Source organism: Rhodococcus sp. SMB37 (genome assembly GCF_004345605.1).
GTDB lineage: Bacteria > Actinomycetota > Actinomycetes > Mycobacteriales > Mycobacteriaceae > Rhodococcus.
In genome coordinates, this window is the sequence record NZ_SLVY01000025.1 from 1 (window position 1) to 21,052 (window position 21,052).

At 66.1% G+C, this 21,052-nt stretch carries 21 protein-coding genes; 8 read left to right on the plus strand and 13 right to left on the minus strand.

What is annotated here, in order from left to right; all coding sequences use genetic code 11:
* The 5 genes from EV641_RS27150 to EV641_RS27170 form a co-directional block, all read left to right on the plus strand.
* Window positions 1–192: winged helix-turn-helix domain-containing protein (locus EV641_RS27150; protein ID WP_132476338.1), on the plus strand; the 192-nt coding region annotated here is incomplete at its 5' end.
* A complete protein-coding gene (locus EV641_RS27155) occupies window positions 171–746 on the plus strand; it encodes an IS630 family transposase (protein ID WP_132476341.1) in 576 nt (191 codons plus the stop codon). The genes EV641_RS27150 and EV641_RS27155, both read left to right, overlap by 22 nt.
* Before the next feature lie 51 nt (window positions 747–797).
* Window positions 798–1,934 carry a steroid 3-ketoacyl-CoA thiolase gene (locus tag EV641_RS27160; protein WP_132476344.1) on the plus strand — a complete coding sequence of 379 codons (1,137 nt, stop codon included), beginning with the start codon at window positions 798–800 and terminating at the stop codon, window positions 1,932–1,934.
* Window positions 1,935–2,405: 471 nt separating this feature from the next.
* Window positions 2,406–3,773, plus strand: coding sequence for a competence/damage-inducible protein A (locus EV641_RS27165; protein WP_199233404.1), 1,368 nt, complete (start codon window positions 2,406–2,408; stop codon window positions 3,771–3,773).
* A 199-nt stretch (window positions 3,774–3,972) separates the two neighbouring features.
* Entirely contained in the window at window positions 3,973–4,116 is a 144-nt protein-coding gene (locus tag EV641_RS27170) for an ISL3 family transposase (RefSeq protein WP_054713385.1), read from the plus strand.
* 251 nt (window positions 4,117–4,367) lie between these two features.
* Here EV641_RS27170 and EV641_RS27180 read toward each other — a convergent pair whose 3' ends face one another.
* Window positions 4,368–5,570, minus strand: coding sequence for a DUF418 domain-containing protein (locus tag EV641_RS27180; protein ID WP_132476350.1), 1,203 nt, complete (start codon window positions 5,568–5,570; stop codon window positions 4,368–4,370).
* Window positions 5,571–5,893: 323 nt separating this feature from the next.
* Here EV641_RS27180 and EV641_RS27185 point away from each other — a divergent pair, with 323 nt between their 5' ends.
* Window positions 5,894–6,433 (plus strand): TetR/AcrR family transcriptional regulator C-terminal domain-containing protein, encoded by a 540-nt coding sequence (locus EV641_RS27185; RefSeq protein ID WP_241997506.1) that lies wholly within the window; start codon window positions 5,894–5,896, stop codon window positions 6,431–6,433.
* 270 nt (window positions 6,434–6,703) lie between these two features.
* On the opposite strand, the gene EV641_RS30020 is transcribed toward EV641_RS27185, so the two are convergent.
* Window positions 6,704–6,901 carry a hypothetical protein gene (locus EV641_RS30020; RefSeq protein WP_241997495.1) on the minus strand — a complete coding sequence of 66 codons (198 nt, stop codon included), beginning with the start codon at window positions 6,899–6,901 and terminating at the stop codon, window positions 6,704–6,706.
* A 99-nt stretch (window positions 6,902–7,000) separates the two neighbouring features.
* Between EV641_RS30020 and EV641_RS27195 the strand changes: the two genes are divergently transcribed.
* Window positions 7,001–7,486, plus strand: a complete 486-nt coding sequence (locus tag EV641_RS27195; protein ID WP_054713382.1) for a MarR family transcriptional regulator — start codon at window positions 7,001–7,003, stop codon at window positions 7,484–7,486.
* Between the two features lie 46 nt (window positions 7,487–7,532).
* Here EV641_RS27195 and EV641_RS27200 read toward each other — a convergent pair whose 3' ends face one another.
* The 7 genes from EV641_RS27200 to EV641_RS27230 form a co-directional block, all read right to left on the minus strand.
* Window positions 7,533–8,336 (minus strand): family 1 encapsulin nanocompartment shell protein, encoded by an 804-nt coding sequence (locus tag EV641_RS27200; RefSeq protein ID WP_132476353.1) that lies wholly within the window; start codon window positions 8,334–8,336, stop codon window positions 7,533–7,535.
* On the minus strand, window positions 8,333–9,352 hold the full coding sequence (locus EV641_RS27205) for a Dyp-type peroxidase (RefSeq protein WP_132476356.1): 1,020 nt from the start codon (window positions 9,350–9,352) through the stop codon (window positions 8,333–8,335). Before EV641_RS27205 ends, EV641_RS27200 begins: the two co-directional genes overlap by 4 nt.
* A gap of 45 nt (window positions 9,353–9,397) precedes the next feature.
* Window positions 9,398–10,990, minus strand: coding sequence for a lactate permease LctP family transporter (locus EV641_RS27210; protein ID WP_241997496.1), 1,593 nt, complete (start codon window positions 10,988–10,990; stop codon window positions 9,398–9,400).
* A gap of 4 nt (window positions 10,991–10,994) precedes the next feature.
* Entirely contained in the window at window positions 10,995–11,423 is a 429-nt protein-coding gene (locus EV641_RS27215; RefSeq protein WP_054713380.1) for an HIT family protein, read from the minus strand.
* Between the two features lie 24 nt (window positions 11,424–11,447).
* On the minus strand, window positions 11,448–12,062 hold the full coding sequence (locus EV641_RS27220) for a TetR/AcrR family transcriptional regulator (protein WP_241997497.1): 615 nt from the start codon (window positions 12,060–12,062) through the stop codon (window positions 11,448–11,450).
* A 67-nt stretch (window positions 12,063–12,129) separates the two neighbouring features.
* The gene (gene purB, locus EV641_RS27225; RefSeq protein ID WP_132476359.1) at window positions 12,130–13,551 is read right to left on the minus strand and encodes an adenylosuccinate lyase; all 1,422 of its coding nucleotides are present in this window, start codon (window positions 13,549–13,551) and stop codon (window positions 12,130–12,132) included.
* 31 nt (window positions 13,552–13,582) lie between these two features.
* Complete coding sequence (locus tag EV641_RS27230) at window positions 13,583–14,194, minus strand: TetR family transcriptional regulator (protein WP_054713379.1); 612 nt, start codon at window positions 14,192–14,194, stop codon at window positions 13,583–13,585.
* Window positions 14,195–14,331: 137 nt separating this feature from the next.
* On the opposite strand from EV641_RS27230, the gene EV641_RS27235 reads away from it, so the two are divergent.
* On the plus strand, window positions 14,332–15,960 hold the full coding sequence (locus EV641_RS27235; protein WP_132476362.1) for a GMC oxidoreductase: 1,629 nt from the start codon (window positions 14,332–14,334) through the stop codon (window positions 15,958–15,960).
* Between the two features lie 27 nt (window positions 15,961–15,987).
* Here EV641_RS27235 and EV641_RS27240 read toward each other — a convergent pair whose 3' ends face one another.
* The 4 genes from EV641_RS27240 to EV641_RS27255 all read right to left on the minus strand — a co-directional run bounded on the left by EV641_RS27240 (window position 15,988) and on the right by EV641_RS27255 (window position 20,994).
* The gene (locus EV641_RS27240) at window positions 15,988–17,184 is read right to left on the minus strand and encodes a pyridoxal phosphate-dependent aminotransferase (RefSeq protein WP_132476365.1); all 1,197 of its coding nucleotides are present in this window, start codon (window positions 17,182–17,184) and stop codon (window positions 15,988–15,990) included.
* 31 nt (window positions 17,185–17,215) lie between these two features.
* Window positions 17,216–18,982 (minus strand): CocE/NonD family hydrolase, encoded by a 1,767-nt coding sequence (locus EV641_RS27245; RefSeq protein ID WP_241997498.1) that lies wholly within the window; start codon window positions 18,980–18,982, stop codon window positions 17,216–17,218.
* A gap of 82 nt (window positions 18,983–19,064) precedes the next feature.
* Window positions 19,065–20,318 carry a phosphoribosylamine--glycine ligase gene (gene purD, locus EV641_RS27250; RefSeq protein WP_132476368.1) on the minus strand — a complete coding sequence of 418 codons (1,254 nt, stop codon included), beginning with the start codon at window positions 20,316–20,318 and terminating at the stop codon, window positions 19,065–19,067.
* Between the two features lie 10 nt (window positions 20,319–20,328).
* Complete coding sequence (locus EV641_RS27255) at window positions 20,329–20,994, minus strand: nucleoside/nucleotide kinase family protein (protein ID WP_054719887.1); 666 nt, start codon at window positions 20,992–20,994, stop codon at window positions 20,329–20,331.
* Window positions 20,995–21,052: the final 58 nt, after the last annotated feature.

Here is a 21,052-nt window from a genome sequence, read left to right on the forward strand (position 1 = left end):
TGGACCCTGGGCAGGGTCGCGGTCGTGATCGAGCGGCTCACCGGCGTGACCTACGGGCCCACCCAGACCTGGACGATCCTGCGGACCCGGCTCGGCTGGAGTCGGCAGCGACCCGCACGGCGGGCAGTCGAACGAGACGAGGACGCCATCGTCGCCTGGCGCGAGAACGAGTGGCCGCGGATAAAAAAATAGCGCGGCGCCGAGGTGCATGGATCTGCTTCCAGGACGAAAGCGGCGTGTCGCTGCTGCCTGTGGTCCGCGCAACCTGGGCGCCGAAAGGCGTGACACCGGTTCTCCATCACCGATTCTCCTGGAAACGCATGTCCATGGCCGGAGTCCTGGCCTATCGACCCGACCGCAGCGAGAGCGCGTTCGTGTTCTCCATGACCGACGGTTCGTACAACACCGACAAGCTCATCGAGTTCCTCACCGAACTGCGCGGCCACTTCGCCGGGGAGCCGGTCATCGTGATCTGGGACGGATTGATGGCCCACCGGTCTGCGGCAATGAAGGCATGGCTGTCGACCCAACGAGACTGGCTTCACGTCGAACGACTTCCGGCGTATGCGCCCGAGCTCAACCCGATCGAACAGGTCTGGGGCAACATGAAATCCACCGAGCTGGCCAATTTGTGCCCCGATATTCTCGACGAGGTCCGTATCGCGACCGAGACCGGGTTGACCCGGATCGGGTCGAACTACGATCTGTGTCACGGCTTCCTCGATCACACCGGGCTTTCCTTATGACCAGTTCTCACTCAATTACCGAAACATCTTTAAAAGAGAAAGGTTCTGCATATGAAACCCGTGATTGTCGATGCTGCGCGGACCTCATTCGGCAAACGCGACGGCTGGATCTCCGGTCTGCACGCCGCTGAGCTGCTCGGGCTTGCGCAGCAGGGCGTACTTGACCGACTCGACCTGGATCCCGCCCTCGTCGAGCAGGCTGTCGGCGGATGCGTCACACCGATCGGAGAGCAGTTCGGAAACATCACCCGCACTGCGTGGATGCATGCCGGTCTGCCTTCCCATACCGGGGCATCGACGATCGACGCACAGTGCAGCACCGCGCTTCAGTCGGTTCTTCTCGTCGCTGGTCAGATCGCGCTCGGCACACTCGACGTCGGGTTGGCGTGTGGTGTCGAACTGATGTCGCGGGTACCGCTCACCGCCAAGGTCGGGACCGGCGCTGGGACGCCGCGGCCGGCGAGCTGGTCGGTGGATACCCCCGACCAGTACACCGCCGCAGACCGGATCGCACGGCACCGCGGATTCACTCGAGAGGATCTCGACCACTTCGGTCTGCGTTCCCAGCAACGCGCCCGCGCCGCGTGGGACAACGGCTGGTTCGATCGGCAGATCATTCCTGTGCCCATCCCCGGCGACGAACTGGGTACAGCGGTCACACAAGATCAAGGGCTGCGCGAGACCAGCATGGACGCGCTCGCCCGGCTGCGTCCCACGATCGACGGCGGCCTCCACACCGCAGGGACATCGTCGCAGGTATCCGACGGTGCGAGCGCTGCAGTGCTGATGACCGAAGGCAAGGCTCGTGACCTCGGCGTGAGGCCGCGGGCCAGACTGCTCGCGCAGTGTGTCATCGGGGGCGACACCGAATTCATGCTGGATGGCCCGGTCGCCGCGGCGCGAATCTTGTTCGACCGCACGGGTATGACCGTCGCCGACGTGGACCTGTTCGAGGTCAACGAAGCATTCGCCGCCGTGCCCATGTCGTTCGCGCAGGTCCACAAGATCGATCCGGATGTGCTCAATGTCGGCGGCGGTGCCATCGCTCTCGGCCATCCGGCGGGAGCAACCGGTATTCGTTTGCTGGCCACAGCGATCGACGAGCTCGAGCGCAGGGACAAGCAGGTCGCGATGATCGCTATCTGCGCGTCGGCGGCCACTACATGCATGATCCTGGAACGGATGTAATCACGGCCTTCGCCCTTGACGCGGGCCATCGTGAACTGGCCGGTGCCGTCGGCGACTTGCCCGCAGTCACGCATCGATCGAGCGCATCCGTAACGCAGTCGCGGATCTCGTTGAGGACACGCGGCCCGAGATCCCGGATGTATGTGCCCGGCAGGGCTTGCACGCCCTGCATCTGCCAGAGGATTCGACCTGCGACCAGCTCGGCACCTGATCGCTCGAGACCAGGACCGGATCCGCTGGTGCCGAGACCGGCGACATCCACCTATCCGAACCCCGCAGGCAACACCCCATATCCCGCGCGGCGCTTCGCAAAGCCGAGTACTGACACATTGCTGCGATAAGCCATTCGTGGCCTTCGGTGGCAACGTGTCGGTGGGGAAATGATTGCGAAACCGACACCAACGCCTGCCCTCCGTCTGGTTCGCGAACCGTCACCGCCGATCATGGATGCTCCCGACTAGGCTCGACGCCGTGAGCGTACGTGCGGGAATCATCGTGACCGGGACCGAGGTACTCACTGGGAGGATCACCGACCAGAACGGACCGTGGCTGTCCACTCAGCTCCTCGCACTCGGCGTCGACGTCGCCCACATCACGATCTGCGGCGACCGGCCCGCTGACCTGATCGCACAACTACGCTTCCACGCCGATCAAGGCGTCGGCCTCATCGTCACCAGCGGTGGGCTCGGCCCCACCGCCGACGACCTCACAGTCGCTACCGTCGCCGAATTCTGCAACCGCGAACTACTGCTCGACCTCGAACTCGAGGAACACATCGCGGGTATCATCCGCCGCCACCGCCCGCGCACCCCGGACCTCGACGCAGGGCCGACGCGTATCGGGATCCGCAAGCAGGCACAGGTTCCCACCGGCGCCACCGCCCTGCCGCCGACCGGTACAGCACCGGGCGTGGTCATCCCCGCCGTGGCCGGTAACCGGCAAGTCCCGACCATCGTCATCCTGCCCGGACCGCCCGGCGAGCTCCAGGCCATGTGGCCGAACGCAGTCACCTCACCTGCAGTCGCCGAGGTACTGTCCCGAGCCGACGACCTGCAGCAGGAAACCGTGCGCGCCTACGGATTGCACGAGGCACAACTCGCAGAGACACTGCGCCGGGCCGACGCAGAGATCGCCGACCTCGACCGACTCGAGATCACCACATGTCTTCGACGCGGTGAACTCGACATGGTGACCCGATTCGCCTCCGCCGACGCGGACGTCTACCGCCGTCTTCTCGATGTCCTCACCGAACACCATGGACACCAGATCTTCTCGACCGACGGCTCCACCATCGAAGACCAGCTGATCGACGTTCTCGACGGCCGGCTGATCGCGACTGCGGAGTCGTGCACCGGTGGCCTCATCGCTGCGCGGCTCACCTCCCGCCCCGGGTCGTCGGCCTATGTCACCGGTGGCGTCGTCTCGTACTCCAACGACGCGAAGTCCGATCTGCTCGACGTACCGGCCGAGATGATCACCACGCACGGCGCGGTGAGCGAACAGGTTGCCGCAGCAATGGCCGAAGGCGCCCGACGCCGTCTCGACGCCGACGTCGCGGTCTCCACCACCGGCGTCGCCGGTCCCGGTGGTGGCAGCGACGACAAGCCGGTAGGCACAGTCTGCTTCGGCGTCGCGATCGACGGACGGCCGACGTACACGATCACCCGCCACTTCCCCGGGGACCGCGAACACGTTCGAACCCTCACCACGACAGCCGCACTGCATCTCGTTGTCGCACAACTCAAACGAGATCGAGCTGCACCCGAGCCCCCTCTACCGAGGCGAGAGCAGACGCCGACGCACCAGCTCGCCCGTGAGGTTACACGGCACGAAAAGTGAGCAGTTCGTTCTGTCTGCACCCCTGCTGACAGGGCCCCTGTTCGTGCACGCTTTCATCGACGAGGCCCCGCGCGCCGGTGATCCCGCAGCGAGTTCACCACGCCAATAGTGGTGCCACGAAGTTCTCGAGGGGCCGCGGCCAGGGCGGACGACCTGCCGCAGCTGCACCGGTTCGTCCGGGGCCTGGCGACCGATCACGATGCCGTCCGCAAACGGACTCACCCTCACCTATAGCTCCGGCGCCGCCGAAGGCCACGTCAACCGCATCAGGATGCTCGAGCGGCAGATGTGTGGACGCGCCGGCTTCGACCTGCTCCGGAAGCGAATACTCCTCAGCCACTGACACACTCAGAAGCCGTATTGGAAAGTGGGCAGAACCAGAATTCAGTCGCCGTTGACGGTCAGCCGGGTTTCCCCACACCTCCCGGACAGCCGCTGTACATGATTTTCACCTGCTTCGACGCCGCCACCGACCGTGAACCACCACCGCGCCCCTGGTGTACGTGGGTCGCGGCCACACTGTTGCATGCCGGGTCTACTGGAGGGTCTGATGCGCCCCGGGGCGCAACAAGGCCGCATGTACCTTTATTTTGATTATTTTGATTCGGTGGCGATCTTGACGCGCCCTGGACGGCTCCAGTTGGTGAAGCAACGCAGGAAGTACTCGGCCGGGCCATAGCGGTGGCGCCGTAGCCATCCGGCACTCACCGATACTTGAGCAGCAAAGACGACAAGGGCAAGAACAATAAGCAGTGGCGGCGATACCCGACCGGCGAGCCCCAGGCCGATTCCTGAGAACAGGATGATCCCGACCAGTGATTGCCCCAGGTAGTTCGTCAGGGCGATGCGGCCGACCGGTGCCAGGACTGTGCGCACCCATGTGCCCCAGGGCGCATGCATGATGCGGATCAGTGTCGCAACATAGGCGGCCGTGAGGAATGGGGCCGTCACGACACTCACTGTCGTTGCCCAGGTGTTCGTGTCGCCTCCCATCAGCGCAAAGAGCGCTCCTCCTGGAAGGCCGACTGCGAAGCCGACCCACTGAACCCGCTGAAGCAGTGCGGTCCGGTTACCGAGCCGCGTGAACAGCTTGCGCCGAGCGGCAACCATCCCCAAGAGGAACATCGCCAGTGCAGTCGGCCCCAGCAAGGACGCGGCCTGGATGACGAGAAGCTCCAGCCCTGACACGTGGTGCCCCACGATCTCGACTGGTGATCCGAGCATGGCCTGAGTCTGGGCGGCTGCCGTGACGAGCGCCTCGTCGTGGCTGGGCATGAACATCGAGCGATCAAGGAGCGCGGCGCTGACGACGAGAGAAAGCACCACGAAGGCATAGATAATTCCCGATGTGAGCAACGCCGTCCGGTCTCGCACTCGGTGCATCCCCAACAGCACCAGACAGACCACAGCGTAGGTGGTCAGGACATCCCCGCCGTACAGCAAAACGATATGGCCGACTCCGAGCAAGAAAAGCCCCAGTGACCTACGCAGCATCCGCGGCACGAACGACGCACCAGCACGCTCGGCAGCGTCCATCTGCAGCACGAAGCTGTATCCGAAGAGAAAAGAGAAGAGGAGATAGAACTTCATCGAGAACAACGCCGCCACCAAGAACCTTGCCGCGTCGTCTATCGGTGTTGAAAAACTGGGATCGTTGACCAAATTTCCCGGATAGGCCGAAGCCATAAAGGTGATGTTGACAACGAAAATGCCCAGCAGAGCGAACCCGCGTACGGCGTCCACGTCATGAACTCGCCCGCTCTCCACAGGGCCTTCGGCAGTTGCATGTTGACTCATGCAGAAAAGCATAACAAGGAAACTATATACCGTAAACTATATGGGGAGGTAGGCTTGCTCTTGACTCGTCAGAAGGGGAGTGCGCGATGGCCGACACTGCGGTACCCGACTTCGTCCGACGTCTCTGGCGTCTCCCGACGGAACCCTCATCCCGGGGCCGCAAGTCCGTCCTCGATGTTGACACCGTCGTGAACACGGCTGTTCGACTCGCTGACAGCCACGGCCTAGAGGCTGCAACGTTGCCGAAGGTAGCCAAGGAATTGAGCGTTACGGCGATGTCGCTGTACCGACACATCGGCTCCAAACATGAACTGCTCCTGCTCATGGTTGATGCAGCGAGCGAACCGGCTCCCGCAGGGAAGGTCGCATCAGGATGGCGAGAAGGCCTGCGATCATGGGCCCGCGACCTCTGGAAGCTCTACCAGAAGCGACCCTGGCTGCCTCGGGTTCCGGTGTACCGTGCGCCTTCTGGGCCACGCCAAATAGCGTGGCTCGAAAGAGGTTTCGCGCAGTTGGCATCAACAGACCTCACTGGGAAAGAGATGCTCGCAGCACTTACCCTGCTGAGCGGTTTCGTCCGCCACTCAGCCTTGCTCCAAGGAGAAATGGAAGAGGGACGAGAACCAGGCCAAGCTCAAACCGAGAGCCAACGTGAATATGCCGCAGCCCTCAATTGCGTCATATCATCGGAGCAGTTCCCTCACACCTCGGCCATTCTCACCTCCGGCGCCCTCGGAACCGACTCCGACCGCAACGACGAACCCGACCAGGACTTCGCGGAAGGCCTCGAACTCATCCTCGACGGCCTCGCAGCACGGATCACAGCCGCCTCCCAAGCGTCTATGGCGTGCCCCTGCGAGTAGGTCCGAGTTGTTCCAGAGTTCGGCGGGAGATCATTCGGCTCCGGTTCGGCTTTCGCCTTGTCCGGTTGCGGATTCCGCACCGCTTCCCAGGCCGCGACCTGTTCTTCGATCGGGGCCTCGGCGGGTGTTCGTGCCTTGCCTGACCGCGAGGTCGCCTGCACGGAGTGCTGCCTGAATTTGGGAGAAAGTTTCAGTAAGGCGCGGCGTTGGGATACCTGCCCTTCGGAGCGTCCAAGTTCTGCTGCTGTCGCGTCGGCACGGCAGAACTCCTTACTCGATGGCGGCGGCGAGACGTCGGTTGCCGTTCACAACGACGTACTGTGCTGTGCCGACCTCGGGCTTGTCTTCTGGCCAGAGTGTGAGCCATGCGTCGCGGCCGACGGCAGTTCCGGGTTGCAGCTGCCGATCGGTGATGGTCGCGAGATCGGACAGGTCGCCGACCTCATCGCGGGGATCGCGCGGATTCACGACAAGCTGCTCGATGGTAGGCCGGCCACGAAGCGGCTCAGAAATGAACCGAATCGCCCACGATCCATTGACGCACGACCGATTCGGTACGGTGATCATATGAGCGTCGATTTCCCCGATTCGCAGACCTCATCCGACGACGACCCCCTGGCTCTCGACCGTCAGGTGTGTTTTGCCCTGTCGGTGGCGAACCGTGCGGTGCTCGCGGTGTATCGGCCGGTCCTCGAGCCGCTCGGACTGACGCACCCGCAGTACCTCGTCATGCTGGCGTTGTGGGAGCGGGCACCGCTGGCCGTCAAGGACATCGGCGCGCTCCTGCAGCTCGACTCCCCCACCCTGTCGCCGCTTCTCAAGCGACTCGAGACACTCGGCCTGATCACCCGCACCCGCAGCTCGATCGACGAGCGGCGACTGGTCGTCGACCTGACCGACGCCGGCCACGACCTGCGGATCGCCGCCGAGGGCGTTCCGAAACAGGTCGTCGACGCACTCGGCGTCGACATTTCCGAACTCGAGGAACTGCACCGGGTCCTAGTCCGCGTCAACGCCGCCGCTCAGAAGCAGCTACACCAGAGCCAACGCTGACGGGTGTCGGTCCGCCCGGTCGCTACGGGCGGACCGACTCCACGAATCAGCTCGTCGGAAGCAACGCGACCGAGGCCTCGCCGGTGTACACGAGGAACGTGAAGGTTTCCTGGAAGTACAACTGCACGTTGTCCGCGTCGTGCGACAGGTAGCCGATCGACAGGTCCTGCCCGACCTGCAGGTCGTAGTCGCCGCCGCGGGTGGTGGTGACGAACGCACCGTCGATCGCCGGCGCCCAGATGATGTCGCCGTCGATCAGGCGACGGATCTGCTCGCGGATCGGGTAGCCGTGGTCGGAGGTCTCGCTGACCTTCGTGAATGCGTCGGCACTGAGCAGCACCGAGTACGGGCCACCCACACCGGCGAGGCGCAGCTCCGACAGCGCGAGGCTGATGGTCTCCGGGATGTCGCGCGGGTCCTCGGGCAGGTGCAGCGGAGCGTTCGTCGACGACGCACGAATGCCCTCGATATTCGCGGCCGCGTAGCCCTCGAAGATCGCGCGGTCCTCCGCGAACGCGATCTTCTTGGCAGCATCCTTCACCGCGTCGAGATCGACATCGTTGGCGCCGCGCTCGACGTTGTCGAGTTCCTCGCGCGAAAGCGTGAACGGCACACGCAGTTCGACGACGGACGCCACCCGATGCTGGCGGGCCCGCACTCCGTCGGCCGGCGCATCGATCTCGCTGGTGCGGCCGAGGCCGACCGCCGCGAAATCGGTGCCGTGCGGACCGGAGAAATCCACTACGGTACGGCCGGCGACGTGCCGCTTGAAGGTGCGGGAGGCTTCCTCCTCGATCTCGGACCACGCCGCGTCGGTGATCGGGGCAAGTTCGCGATACAGATTGTTCACAGCGTTGAACTCCTTCTGAGAGGGCCGATTCCGAGAGATCCGTCTCCGGCGGTCGGTGCGTTCGGTTCGGGGTGGACCTCTTGTTCCGGCGGTGCCGGCGGAAGGTCGTCGAGGAACTCCATGGCCGGGCAGAAGAACAGCGTGCCCGTGACGGCCGTGGAGAAGTCCAGAATCCGGTCGTGGTTTCCGACCGGATCGCCGAGGAACATGTTGCGCAACATCTGCTCGGTCACTTCGGGTGTGCCGGAATAACCGATGAAATAGGTGCCGAACTCGTCGGCACCGAAGTTCCCGAACGGCATGTTCGCTCGCAGGATCTGCCGTTCTTCACCGTTGTCGTCGACGATCGTATTGAGCGCCACGTGCGAATTCGCCGGCTTGACGTCGTCGTCGAGTTCGATGTCGTCGAGTTTGGTCCGACCGATCGCCCGCTCCTGTTCCTCGACGGACAGCGCGTTCCACTCCTCGAGGTTGTGCAGGTACTTCTGCACGATGACGTAACTGCCTCCTGCGAAGTCCGGGTCTGCGTCGGACACCAGTGCGGCAGCGGTCGCCTCGTCGTCCTCGGGATTCTCGGTGCCGTCGACGAACCCCAGCAGGTCGCGACGGTCGAAGTAGCGGAATCCGTGGGTTTCGTCGACCACCGTGGCGACGCCACGCAGCCGGTCGTTGATCTTCCCTGCGAGCTCGAAGCACAAGTCCATCGTCGACGCGCGAAGGTGGAACAGGAGGTCTCCCGGCGTCGCGGGCGCATGATGCGTGTCGCCGTCCAGCGGCACGAACTCGTGCAGTTCGGCAGGGCGCGGCCCGGAGAACAATCGGTTCCACATCTGAGATCCGATCCCCACGACGACCGAGAGCCCACCGTCCGGGATGCGGAAGCCGACGGAACGACGCAGACCCGCGAGGTCGCCGAGCAGCTCTCGCACCGCGGATTCACCTCCCTCGTCCACCCTGACGACGAGGAAGATCGCCGCCTCGGTCAAGGGCGTGATGATCGGCTGGGAAACTGACACAAGATCACCGTAATGGAAAGCGCCGTCGAAAGGGCGCAGCGAACGCTATGTCACCATCCACGACAGCACCGACGTGGTCTGCAACCACACCACCACCGCGTACACGGCGAGCGCCGCGAGACTTACCGGAAGTAGCCGGCGAAGCAGGAATCCGTCCCTACCTGCCAAGCCCTCGACCGACGACACCAGGGCAAGATTCTGCAGCGCGATCGGGGTTCCGGCCGTTCCGCCGGTCATGTTGCCTGCCACGAGGACGGTCGGGTCGAGACCTGCCTGCTGCGCGGCCGAGACCTGCAGGCTTCCGAACATCGCATTCGAGGCGGTGTTCGATCCCGTCACCACCACACCGAGCCACCCGAGAACTGGCGACAGCAGAGCGAACGCGGCCCCCGCACCCGCGAGGAACTGGCCGATCGTCGCTGTCTGGCCCGACAGGTTCATCACGTAAGCCAAAGCGACCACGGACGTCACCGTCGCGAACGACCACTTCAGCTGCACGACAGCAGCTACGAAACATCGCAGGGCGTCCCCCGCCTCGACACGCAACAGCGCGATCGACAGCAACGCGGCGACGAACACGATCGTGCCCGGTGCGGTCAGCAGATTCAGGGTGAACGTCTCGGCTGCGGGAACCTCGCCGGCCGCAGTCTCCACATCCACACCAGGCCAGGTGAACGAGAACGTCGCGCCCGACAACACCGACGCGACGGGACCGATGCGGCTGATCAGGAACACAGCGACGATCAGGGCGTACGGGGCGAATGCTTCGACGACACGACGGTTGCTGTCGAGTTCGTGCTGCGGCGCGGCGGACACCTCACCGGCGGGCGATCGGAATCGCAGGACGATCAGCAGCACCACCAGTCCGGCGGCCGCACCGGCGATGTTGCTCAGGCCCACCACGAAGTAGGTCGCGCACAGGAACTGCGCCGATGCGAAAGCGATACCGACCGCGATCGCAATCGGCCACGTCTGCCGGATTCCTCGGGCACCGTCGACGACCGCGACGAGCACCAGCGGCACGAACGCCGCCAGCACGCACACCTGGGTCGCGACGACGGGCCCGATCTCCTCGATCGGAATCTCCGACACCTTGGACATCGTGAGAATCGGGGTGCCCATGACACCGAGGGGCGTGCCCACAGCGTTCGCGATCAACGCCGCAGCTGCCGCCCGCACAGGTTTCAGCCCTGCCCCGATCAGCACCACGGTGGCGACGACGATCGGTGTTCCGAAACCCGCGACGGCCTCGAGCAGCGCACCGAACAGGAACGCAATGACGATCGTCAGGATGCGGGGGTCCGGGGAGATCCGCGCGAAGGCACGGGTCAGGACGTCGAAATGCCCTGTCTCGACGGTCAGCCGGTAGACGAACACGGCGCTGACGACCGTCCACATGATCGGGAACACGCCGAAGGCGGCACCCTCGAGGCCGGAGCCGACCGCCGACAGCAGCGGCATCCCGTAGACCGTCGCCGCAACCGCAACGGCTACGACGACCGCGACCGCCGCAGCGAGATAGGACTTGACGCGGAACACCGCCAGCATCACGAGCATCGTCAGGAGCGGGAGGACCGCGACCAGGGCGGACCACGCGATCGACTCGCCGATCGGCGCGATCGGCTGCACATACGTCACGAGATCACCCCTCAGGCACGATCAGGGCGGACCTGATCGCATCGGCGGTGCCGTCGAGCACCGTCCGGTTGGGGGACTGCGGCCGGGCGCGGACTCCGAAGCCGTCGCCGCCGGTGCGCGGAACGACGTGCAGATGCACGTGGAACACTTCCTGGCCTGCGGCCACGCCGTCTGCCAGGAAGAGGTTCACGCCGTCGATCGGGAGCGCACTCGCCCGAAGGGCCGTTGCGATGCGTTGCCCCGCCGCGAACACCGTCGCCCCGTCGTCCGGGTCGAGCTGCGCCAGACCGGATGCGTGCCGCTTGGGTATGACCAGTAGATGCCCGGACGTGAAGGGCCGGATATCCATGAACGCGAGTACATCGGGTTCATCCAGTACCACGCTCGCAGGTGCGGTTCCGGCCACGATCGCGCAGAAAATGCAGTCGTTCACGTAGGTAAGGATCTCACTCGGGGACTACGCCCCGACGGCGGGCCGTCGGGCAGCGCTGAGCACTCTCAACAATTCCGCCTCCACGACACTGCGGTCACGCTGTGGATCATCGCTGTGCGCGAGGTACAGCATCGCTTCCTCGACGGCAGCGACGACCAGATGAGCGAGCACCGATTCACGAATCGACTGTTCCGCCCCCTCGGGACGGAACGACTCGAGCATCAGTTCGACGCTGCGCAACGTCGAACCGCGGTGGGTCTCCCGTACCTCGGCCCATCCGAGCACCGCGGGTGCCTCGATCAGCAGCAGACGTCGGGTCGCCTGGTCGTAGACCGCGTCGAGGGACGCGAGCACCGCGGCGGTGAACGCGTCCCACCGATCGTCGTACGGCTCGTGCGGCACGAGGGTTTCCTCGGCCTCCTTCTGGAGGCGCTCGATCACGCCCCGGAACAGTTCACGCTTGTTCGCGAAGTGGTGGTAGAGCGCGCCCCTGGTCACGCCCGCCACTGCCACGATCTCTTCGGTTGCCGCCTCGGCATACCCGTCCCTGAGGAACACCTCGAGCGCTGCGTCGAGGAGCGCGGTGCGTGTGCGCGCCGCGTCCCTGATCCGCCCGTTGATTCCCGCCTTCTCCGACACTGTCGTCTCCCCTGTTGTGTGCAGCTACCCCCATCGAACATCCCCCTGTGGTAGCCGTCCCCTTCGGCTACAGAATCGGCGCCGGCGAGTACTTCGCTGCCTCCGGATATTCCGTTACCAAGTCCTCCACGGCGCCGACCACCCGCGCCGTCTGCGCCTCGGCAGCACCGACGAAGACCGACCGGTCGGCGAGGGCCGCGTCGAGCCCTGCGCGGTCGAGCGGCAACCGCTCGTCGGCTGCGAGGCGGTCGAGCAGGTCCGGTTCGCGGCCCTGTTCACGCATCGCCAGCGCCACAGCCACAGCGTGTTCCTTGATGGCCTCGTGCGCGGTCTCTCGTCCTACACCTGCTCGCACTGCGGCCATGAGCACCTTGGTGGTGGCCAGGAACGGCAGGTACCGGACGAGTTCCTTCTCGATCACCGCCGGGTACGCACCGAACTCGGCGAGCACCGTCAGGAAGGTCTCCATCTGCCCGTCGATCGCAAAGAACGCATCTGGCAGCGCGACACGGCGCACGACCGAGCAGAACACGTCGCCTTCGTTCCACTGGGCGCCGGCGAGCTCGGCAGCCATCGAGGCGTAGCCGCGCAGCACGACCTGCAGCCCGTTGACTCGTTCGCACGAGCGGGTGTTCATCTTGTGCGGCATGGCCGACGATCCGACCTGACCCGGCTGGAACCCCTCGGTGACCAGCTCGTGTCCGGCCATGAGGCGGACGGTGTGCGCGAAGGACGACGGACCCGCGCCGACCTGCACGAGCGCCGACAGCACGTCGTGGTCGAGCGAACGTGGGTACACCTGGCCGACGCTCGTCAGCACATGCGAGAAGCCGAGATGCTCCGCGACCTTCGCTTCGAGCTGCTCGAGCTTGCCGGCGTCGCCGCCGAGCAGATCGAGCATGTCCTGGGCAGTACCCATCGGGCCCTTGATGCCGCGCAGCGGATACCGGTCGATCAGTTCACGTACGCGCTGCAGCGAGATGAGGAGTTCGTCGGCCGCCGACGCGAACCGCTTCCCCAGAGTCGTGGCCTGCGCCGCGACGTTGTGCGAGCGTCCCGCCATCACCAGCGCCGAATAGTCGGCGGCGCGCTCGGCGAGTCGAGCGGCGACCGCGACACCGTGTGCATGAACGTGCTCGAGCGACCGCAGGATCTGCAGCTGTTCGACGTTCTCTGTCAGGTCGCGGCTGGTCATGCCCTTGTGCACGTGCTCGTGACCGGCGAGGGCGTTGAACTCCTCGATCCGGGCCTTCACGTCGTGTCGAGTGATCCGCTCGCGGGCGGCGATGGAGTCGAGGTCGACCTGATCGAGGACACGCTCGTAGTCGGCGACCGCCTCCGCCGGCACATCGATCCCGAGCTCGGCCTGGGCACGCAGCACTGCGAGCCACAGCTGGCGCTCGAGCACGATCTTGTGCTCCGGCGACCACAACTGCCGCATTTCGGGGCTGGCGTACCGGGTGGCGAGGACGTTCGGGATGTTGCTCACGGAGCAACAGTTTACGGACCCGTACCCGCGATCACTCATCGGCTGGCGGTGCAACGGTGTCGACGACGTCGATCAAGATCCCTCGTGCCAGCGCTCTCGGGTCGGGATCGAGCTCTCCGAGACCACCGAGCACCGCACCGTCCACCACCGCGACGAGCCGACGCAGCTGATCTGTGTGTACGTCCCGGCCGCACCGGTGGAGAAGTTCGGTGAGCAACTCGTCGAGCTGCTCACGCATCTCCAGCTGCACGTCGCGCAGCTCGGGATGGCGTGCCGTCGCGACGTAACGCTCGTACCGCGAGATGAGGCGCTCCCGGTCTGCGGGGCCGATCGCCTGCGGGCCGATCAGCAGGTCGACGATCAGATCGGCAGTGGAGTCGACGGCGCGCGGCGCTTCCGGGACCTCGCGCACCCAGTCGCCCATCACGTCGAGTTCGCGCACGCTGTTGAAGTGCACGGCACACGTTACGAGGTCGTCGAGCGAATCGAAGTAGTACGTCGTGGACGCCAGTGGTAGGCCGGCGCGGGTCGCGACGGACCGGTGCCGAACCGCGTCGATTCCGCCTTCGAGTATGAGATCTGCTGCAGCCTCGACCAGCGCCTGGCGGCGCCGCTCGCCTTTCGGAGTAGCAGCAATCGACACTTAGTCATCGTGACAGCCCGACCGCCTCTACCAGGGGCGAACGGAGCAGAGACCGCCCGGTACGATCAGCCCGCTGGCATGGGGGCTCGGCTGTCGCGTCCCCGGGTCGTCTCGACACGATCGGAGCTAAGTCGGATATGAAGCGTCGTCGGTTCCTATTGGCATCAGCGTTGGGCGCGGCCGTGGCGTCCGCGGGGGTGCCCGGCACCCGCCTTCCGATCGCGTCGGCGCTGCCCGTCGGCATCGACGAATACCGGCGCCTCGTCCCCGAGCTGTTCACCCCTCCCCCCACGCCACCGGCCCATTCGGACGTCATCGTGGTGGGTTCCGGGTTCGGCGCGAGTGTCGCCGCACTGCGGTTGGCGGAGGCCGGCACGCAGGTGACCGTGCTCGAACGCGGCATGCGCTGGCCGCGCGACCCACAGCGGGAGGTCTTCACAACCGATCTGCTCGCCGACGGGCGTGGCTACTACCACCGCACGAATTTCACCGGCCCCACCGGAATTCCCGTCGTGTGCGACGACTTCGCGGGTGTGCTGGACGTGACCGACTATCCGAACATGTCGGTGTGGCGCGGCGCTGCCGTCGGTGGTGGCTCGATCGTGTTCACAGGCGTGATGATCGCCCCCGAGCAGCACTTCTTCGAGCAGGTGTTCGGCGACCGGTTGAGCTACGACGAGATGCACTCGACGTGGTACCCCAAGGTCCGGTCGATGCTGCGGCTCGACACGATGCCCGACGACATCTACAACGCCGCCGAGTTCACGCATTCGCGACGCTGGGACGAAGACGCCATCAAGGCCGGCTACACACCGCACCGCATCGATGGCATCTGGGACTGGGACATCGTCCGCGCCGAACTCGCGGGATCGGTGCGCCGCTCGGCGGTGGCCGGCGAAACGAACCTCGGCAACTCCAATGGCGCGAAATTCGACCTGACCCAGAACTACATTCCCGCCGCGGAGGCCACCGGTCGGGCCCAGGTGTGCCACGCGCACCGGGTGCTGTCGGTGGGGCAAGAACCCGGCGGCCGCTATGTGGTGGAGGTGCAGGCCGTCGACCCCACCGGCGAAGTCCTGAGTACCTCGACGCTGACCTGCGACAGGCTGGTGCTCGGCGCAGGCTCCATCGGCACCACGGAACTGCTGGTCAAGGCCCGGCACACGGGCACGCTGGAGAACCTCAACGAATACATCGGACGGGGTTGGGGCACCAACGGCGACGCGGTGCTCGTACGCTCGGTGGCCCTCACCGACGGTTTCGGCGGCGACCAGGGCTCGCCTGCGGCCTCCCGTGTGGTCGACGAATCGGGTATGCCTTTGAGTCTCGAGAACTGGTTGGTCGCGGGCACCGCGAAGGACGTCGGCATGCTCGCGTCCCTCGGAATGACCCTCGACCCGACCCGCGCCGAGGTCGTCTACGACGCGAACGCCGATCGCGGGGTGGTGAACTGGCCGGCCGGGGGCGAACGCGCAAGCGTCGACGCACTCCGAGCTGTGCACAACAAGATGGCGGCAGCGGGCGGCACCGTTCCCGGCGCCGAACCGATGGCTGCGGACGTCAACGCGTCGTTCACCGCACACCCGCTCGGTGGTGTGGTGATGGGCGATGCGACGGACGGTTACGGCCGGGTGCACGGTCATCCCGGCCTGTACGTCGTCGACGGTGCCCTGATCCCCGGCAGCACCGGCACGGTCAATCCGTCGCTGACCATCGCCGCACTCGCCGAACGCAACATCGCACAGATCATCGCGTCAGGCAGGTAGTAGCCGCGTTCAGGGCAGCAGCACCGTTCAGGGCACCGGCAGCCACCCAGCGAGCCGGTCCAGCGCTGCGGACACGTCCGCGGTCGATCCGGCGAACGACAGGCGCACCGTCTCGTCACCGCGGACCGTATCGAAGTCGATGCCGGGTGCGAGCGCCAGACCCGTGTCGTGCAGCAGTCGGGAGCACCACGCTGTGGACGTCTCGTCTCCCAGCAGGTGCGCGATGTCCGCGTACACGTAGAACGCGCCGTCGGCCGGCGCCAACTTCGTGATCCCGAGATCCGGTAGGCCGGACAACAACAGTTCACGGTTGGCGGCGTAGCGGGCGACGTGCCCGTCGAGTTCGGCGCGCGATTCGGCGCCGAATGCCTCGATCGCCGCGAACTGCGAGATCGACGGCGGGCACACCGTCATGTTCGAGGCCAGGCGCTGCAGGGCGGGCCGTAGCGATTCCGGTACGAGCATCCACCCGAGTCGCCAGCCCGTCATCGAGAAGTATTTCGACACCGACCCGACGACGACCGACTCCCTCGACGTCACCCAGGACGTCGACGTCTCAGGCGGAGCCACCGAGGTCCCAGAGGAGCTCAGGGTCCCGAATTCGATGCCGTGGTAGATCTCGTCGGAGATCAGCAGCGCGCCGTGATCGTCGCACCAGCGGGCCAGCGCGGCGAGTTCGTCCGGTTCGATCATGGTGCCGGTGGGGTTGGCCGGACTCGCGACCACCAGCCCGGCCGGCGGGGTGTCCAGTGCCTCGAGCATGGCAACGGTGGGCTGGTAGCGGGTGTCGGGACCGCAATCGAGTTCGACCACGTTGCAGCCGAGGGCGGCGAGCGTGTTGCGGTAGGCCGGGTATCCGGGCCGCGCGACGACCACGGTGTCGCCCGGATCGAATGCGGCGAGGAACAGCAGGGTGAATGCGCCCGACGACCCGGTGGTGACCACGACGTCGTCGGCATCGACATCGACCCCGTACCGGTCGCGGTGGTACCCGGCGATCGCTTCGCGCAGCGCGAGGATCCCGAAGGTCTCGGTGTAGCCGAGGAGTTCGGTGTCAACAGCGTGCCGGGTCGCGCGCAAGACCGGTGTGGGTGCCGGCGTCGACGGCTGCCCCGCAGCCAGGCTCAGCACGTCACCGTGGGTGCGTTGCCGCTCGGCGGCAGCCTTCCACACGTCCATGACGTGGAACGTCTCGATACGGGAGCGTCGGGATTCAGTGCGCACGACGTCGACGGTAGTCGTCCTCCTCGTGCGGTCAGAGTCGGACGTACTGGCGACCGAAGAGGGCACCCCACGCGATGGGGAGGTCGTGGAGCGAAGCGGGGGTGGCGGATGCGACAGGGACGCCGGTGGCATCGTCCACGGAGACCTCGGTGGGCACCACGGGTAGCAGCAGGTGCGAATCGAATCGCCCACCCGTGTGCACGATGTGGAAGCCCTTGTTGATCGTGTCGTCGTGCCGGATGTCGGGGAGGGTGTCGAAGTCGTGGCCCGTGATGACCAGCGCGAGCGACGATCCCGCTTCGAAGAAGGTGCTGTGCGGCATGATCTCGATGTCGACGGGCACGATCTGTCCGGCCGACAGCGGCCAGTACGCAGCCGGGTCGATCACCGGACGGTACGCCGTCGATGCCTCCGGATCGAGCGCGCGGTGCGAGACCCGGATCCATCCGTGCGCGACGACCCCCTCTTCGAAGCCGTCGTGTCCTTCGAAACGGACCTCGTCGCCCGACGGATCGACCTTCTTCAACGCGACGAACAGGTCCATGTCCTTGGCGTCCTTGGCCTCCACCCATAGTCGCAACGCGGCGTGGCCGGTGATCTCGGTGTCCTCGTCGAACGTGGTCGTGAAGACCGATTCGTCGCCGGCGACAGGGAACATCCGGACACTGGTCTCCTCGGCGGGTTGCTCCGGCTGCAGGCCGCCGCCGGCGTGATCGAGGTGGAGCGGGACGTAGCGGGTGTCCGGGATCGGCCACTGCGAAACGTGGCGTTCGGAGTAGGTACGCAGGTCGTGACGAGTCTCGACGCGGACGTGCGGAACTTCGTCGAACCCGTTGTCCTCGCCCTTGAGGAAGTGGTCGAAGAACCGGCGCTGTATGTCCAGCGCTTCGGCGCCGTAGAACATCTGCCAGGTCTTGCGGCCGTGCGTGTACAGCCACTTGTCGGGCGATCCCAGCTGTGAGTAGCCGGTGATGGAGCCGCGTGTGCGAGGCCCCTGGTCGGACCACGACGCTCCCACCAGAGCAGGAACGGTGATGTCCGCGAAAGGCGGCGGGCCGACGACGTGCCGGCAGCGGCCCGGGAATCGGCGCCACAACCACGGCGAGATCTTCCGGATCGAGGTCGACGGCGAGCGACTACCGCGCTGCGTCGCGCGCCACCAGAAGTCACTGAAACGCGTTTCGGGGATTCCGCCGTGACTGAGCGTGTCGCGGAAGGGATCGGTGATGCCCTCCCACGGGGAGAACGCGGCGAGGTGGGGCGGATGCTGCGCCGCGGTGTACCACTGCAGGGTCGCCAGGTGCGACGCGCCGGCCATGCCCACCTTGCCGGTGCACCACGGTTGTTCGGCAGCCCATTCGACGACGTCGGCGGCGTCTGCCGCGATCCGGCCGAGCAGCAACCGGGGGCGGCCGTCGCTGGCGAAGCAGCCGCGCAGGTCGGCGACGACCACTGCGTATCCGCGCGGCACCCAGTAACCGGGATCGGGTGCTTCGAACGCCGTGTGGTCGCTCAGTTCGAGTTCTCCGACGAAGTTGCCGGACTCCGCGAGCTCGTCGAAGTTCACCGGATAGTCGTCGACACCGGCGTCCTTGCCGTACGGGGTGACGCAGACGAGGGCGGGGCACCGCTCGGCCCCATCCGGCCGATACACGTTCGCCCGCAGGGTGGTGCCGTCGGCAGTGCGGATCGGGACATCACGTTCGACGACGACGTCGCTCGGCAGCGGATAGAGCCTGATGCAATGGTGCTCGAGCGGAGTCGGATCCTGCGTCGGCACACGCTTCCACGAACCCATTTGTCACCTCTGGCCTCTCAGAAGATGCACCGAGTGTGAAACATTCTTGAAGCAGGCGCAAGGTTTGCCACGCGGTATCAAGTCAGAGCGTGATTCGCCCCTCGACCGCAGCGAGGCCGATGTCCTTGCGGAAATGGCCGCCCAGGAGCCTGATGTCGTTCAGGGTCGCGTACGCGTCCGCACGTGCCGCCTCGAGATCGTCGCCCACCCCGACGACGCTCAGCACACGACCGCCGGCCGACACGAGCGCGCCGTCGTCGCCGCGCTTCGTACCCGCGTGGAGGACCTTGTCGCTGTCGGCACCGCTGATCACGTCGCCCGTCCGGGGACTCGCCGGGTAGTACTCCGCTGCCAGCACGACCGTCACCGCGGCGCCGTCGCGCCACTGCAGCGGAGGCAGCTGCGCGAGAGTGCCCTTCGCGACCGCACCCAGCACTTCACCGAGCGGGGATTCCAGCAGCGCGAGCACGGCCTGCGTCTCGGGATCCCCGAAACGGCAGTTGAATTCGACGACCGCGGGACCTTCCTTACCCATGGCCAGGCCCGCGTAGAGCAGGCCGGAGAATCCGCTACCGCGACGCACGAGTTCGGCAGCGACCGGCTTGACGACGTCGTCGACGATCTGCGCGACGGCGTCTGCGGGCAGCCACGGAAGCGGTGTGTACGCGCCCATGCCGCCGGTGTTGGGGCCGAGGTCGCCGTCGCCGACGCGCTTGTGATCCTGTGCAGGAAGCAGCGGCACCACGGTCTCGCCGTCGACCAAGCAGAACAGCGATACCTCGGGTCCGTCGAGGAACGACTCCAGCAGTACGGGGTGCCCGTTCTCGATGATCTCCGCTGCGTGATCGCGGGCGGCGTCCCGGTCGGTGGTCACCACGACACCCTTGCCCGCGGCAAGACCGTCGTCCTTGACCACCCAGGTCGGGCCGAACCGATCGAGGGCCTCGTCGATGATCGCGGGAGTGTCGACGACCTCACTGTGTGCCGTGCGCACACCTGCGGCGGCCATGACGTCCTTCGCAAAAGCCTTCGAACCCTCGATGCGGGCAGCGGCGGCGGACGGGCCGAAGCACGGGATACCCGCGTCACGCACGGCCTCGGCGACGCCGAGCACCAGCGGGACCTCGGGACCGATTACGACGAGATCGACCTGCTTGCTCTTCGCGAGCGCGACGACCTCGTCGGCGGACGAAGGATCCACCGGATGCTGCTCGGCGACCTTCGCGATGCCGGCGTTGCCCGGAGCAGCCAGAACGGCCGTCACACCCGGATCCCGGGACAGAGCCAGGGCGAGAGCATGTTCACGGGCACCGGAGCCGATAACGAGTACGCGCACGCAGGACAGACTACGGGACGGGGCTCCACACGAGATCGGCACGGCCACGGGTGCGAGCGACGGCGGTCGCGTTGGGCAGATCGACCTCGCGGACCCAGTCGTGGGCCTGCGTCCGAGCACGGCCACCCATGCGATGCCGGCGGACCAGCCGCGGAGTCAGCGTCCCGGCAGCCACATCGAGGTAGATCACAAGATCGAGAAGCGGACGAATCTCCTGCCAGCCCCCGGTGTCGAACAGCAGGTAGTTCCCTTCGGTGACCACGACGCGGGCAGACGGTTCGATGGCGTGCACCGCAGCCACGGGGTCGTCGAGTCTGCGCGAGAAGTCGGGGGCGTAGACAGTTTCGTCGCGGCGCAGTCGCATGCGCCGGAGCAGTTCGCGGAATCCCGCCACGTCGAAAGTGTCGGGTGCCCCCTTGCGCCCGCGTGCGCCGCGCGCGTCGAGCTGGGCGTTGGACAGGTGGAACCCGTCCATCGGCGCCAGACCCGTTTCGATTCCCGCGCGGGTGAGCGCACCGACGAGCAGCCCGGCCGCACGGCTCTTCCCGGATCCGGGCGGTCCGCACAGCCCCACGATCGTCCGGCGGTCCTCCGGTAGCGGAGCCAGAACCTCGGTCACGAGCTCGTCGATGAGCGCACGCTGTGTACCGACACGTGCGGATCCGGGCCCGTTCATGGACGTGACGATACGACCGACCGGCCCGGCGGGCTGGACACGCTCCTCCGCCACACCT

Excerpts from the sequence above, each read along its gene's own strand:
- EV641_RS27160 (WP_132476344.1), top strand. The coding sequence starts at position 798 with ATGAAACCCGTGATTGTCGATGCTGCGCGGACCTCATTCGGCAAACGC.
- EV641_RS27170 (WP_054713385.1), top strand. The coding sequence starts at position 3,973 with ATGCCGTCCGCAAACGGACTCACCCTCACCTATAGCTCCGGCGCCGCC.
- EV641_RS27180 (WP_132476350.1), bottom strand. The coding sequence starts at position 5,570 with ATGAGTCAACATGCAACTGCCGAAGGCCCTGTGGAGAGCGGGCGAGTT.
- EV641_RS27185 (WP_241997506.1), top strand. The coding sequence starts at position 5,894 with ATGGTTGATGCAGCGAGCGAACCGGCTCCCGCAGGGAAGGTCGCATCA.
- EV641_RS27195 (WP_054713382.1), top strand. The coding sequence starts at position 7,001 with ATGAGCGTCGATTTCCCCGATTCGCAGACCTCATCCGACGACGACCCC.
- EV641_RS27235 (WP_132476362.1), top strand. The coding sequence starts at position 14,332 with ATGAAGCGTCGTCGGTTCCTATTGGCATCAGCGTTGGGCGCGGCCGTG.
- EV641_RS27245 (WP_241997498.1), bottom strand. The coding sequence starts at position 18,982 with ATGGGTTCGTGGAAGCGTGTGCCGACGCAGGATCCGACTCCGCTCGAG.
- EV641_RS27255 (WP_054719887.1), bottom strand. The coding sequence starts at position 20,994 with ATGAACGGGCCCGGATCCGCACGTGTCGGTACACAGCGTGCGCTCATC.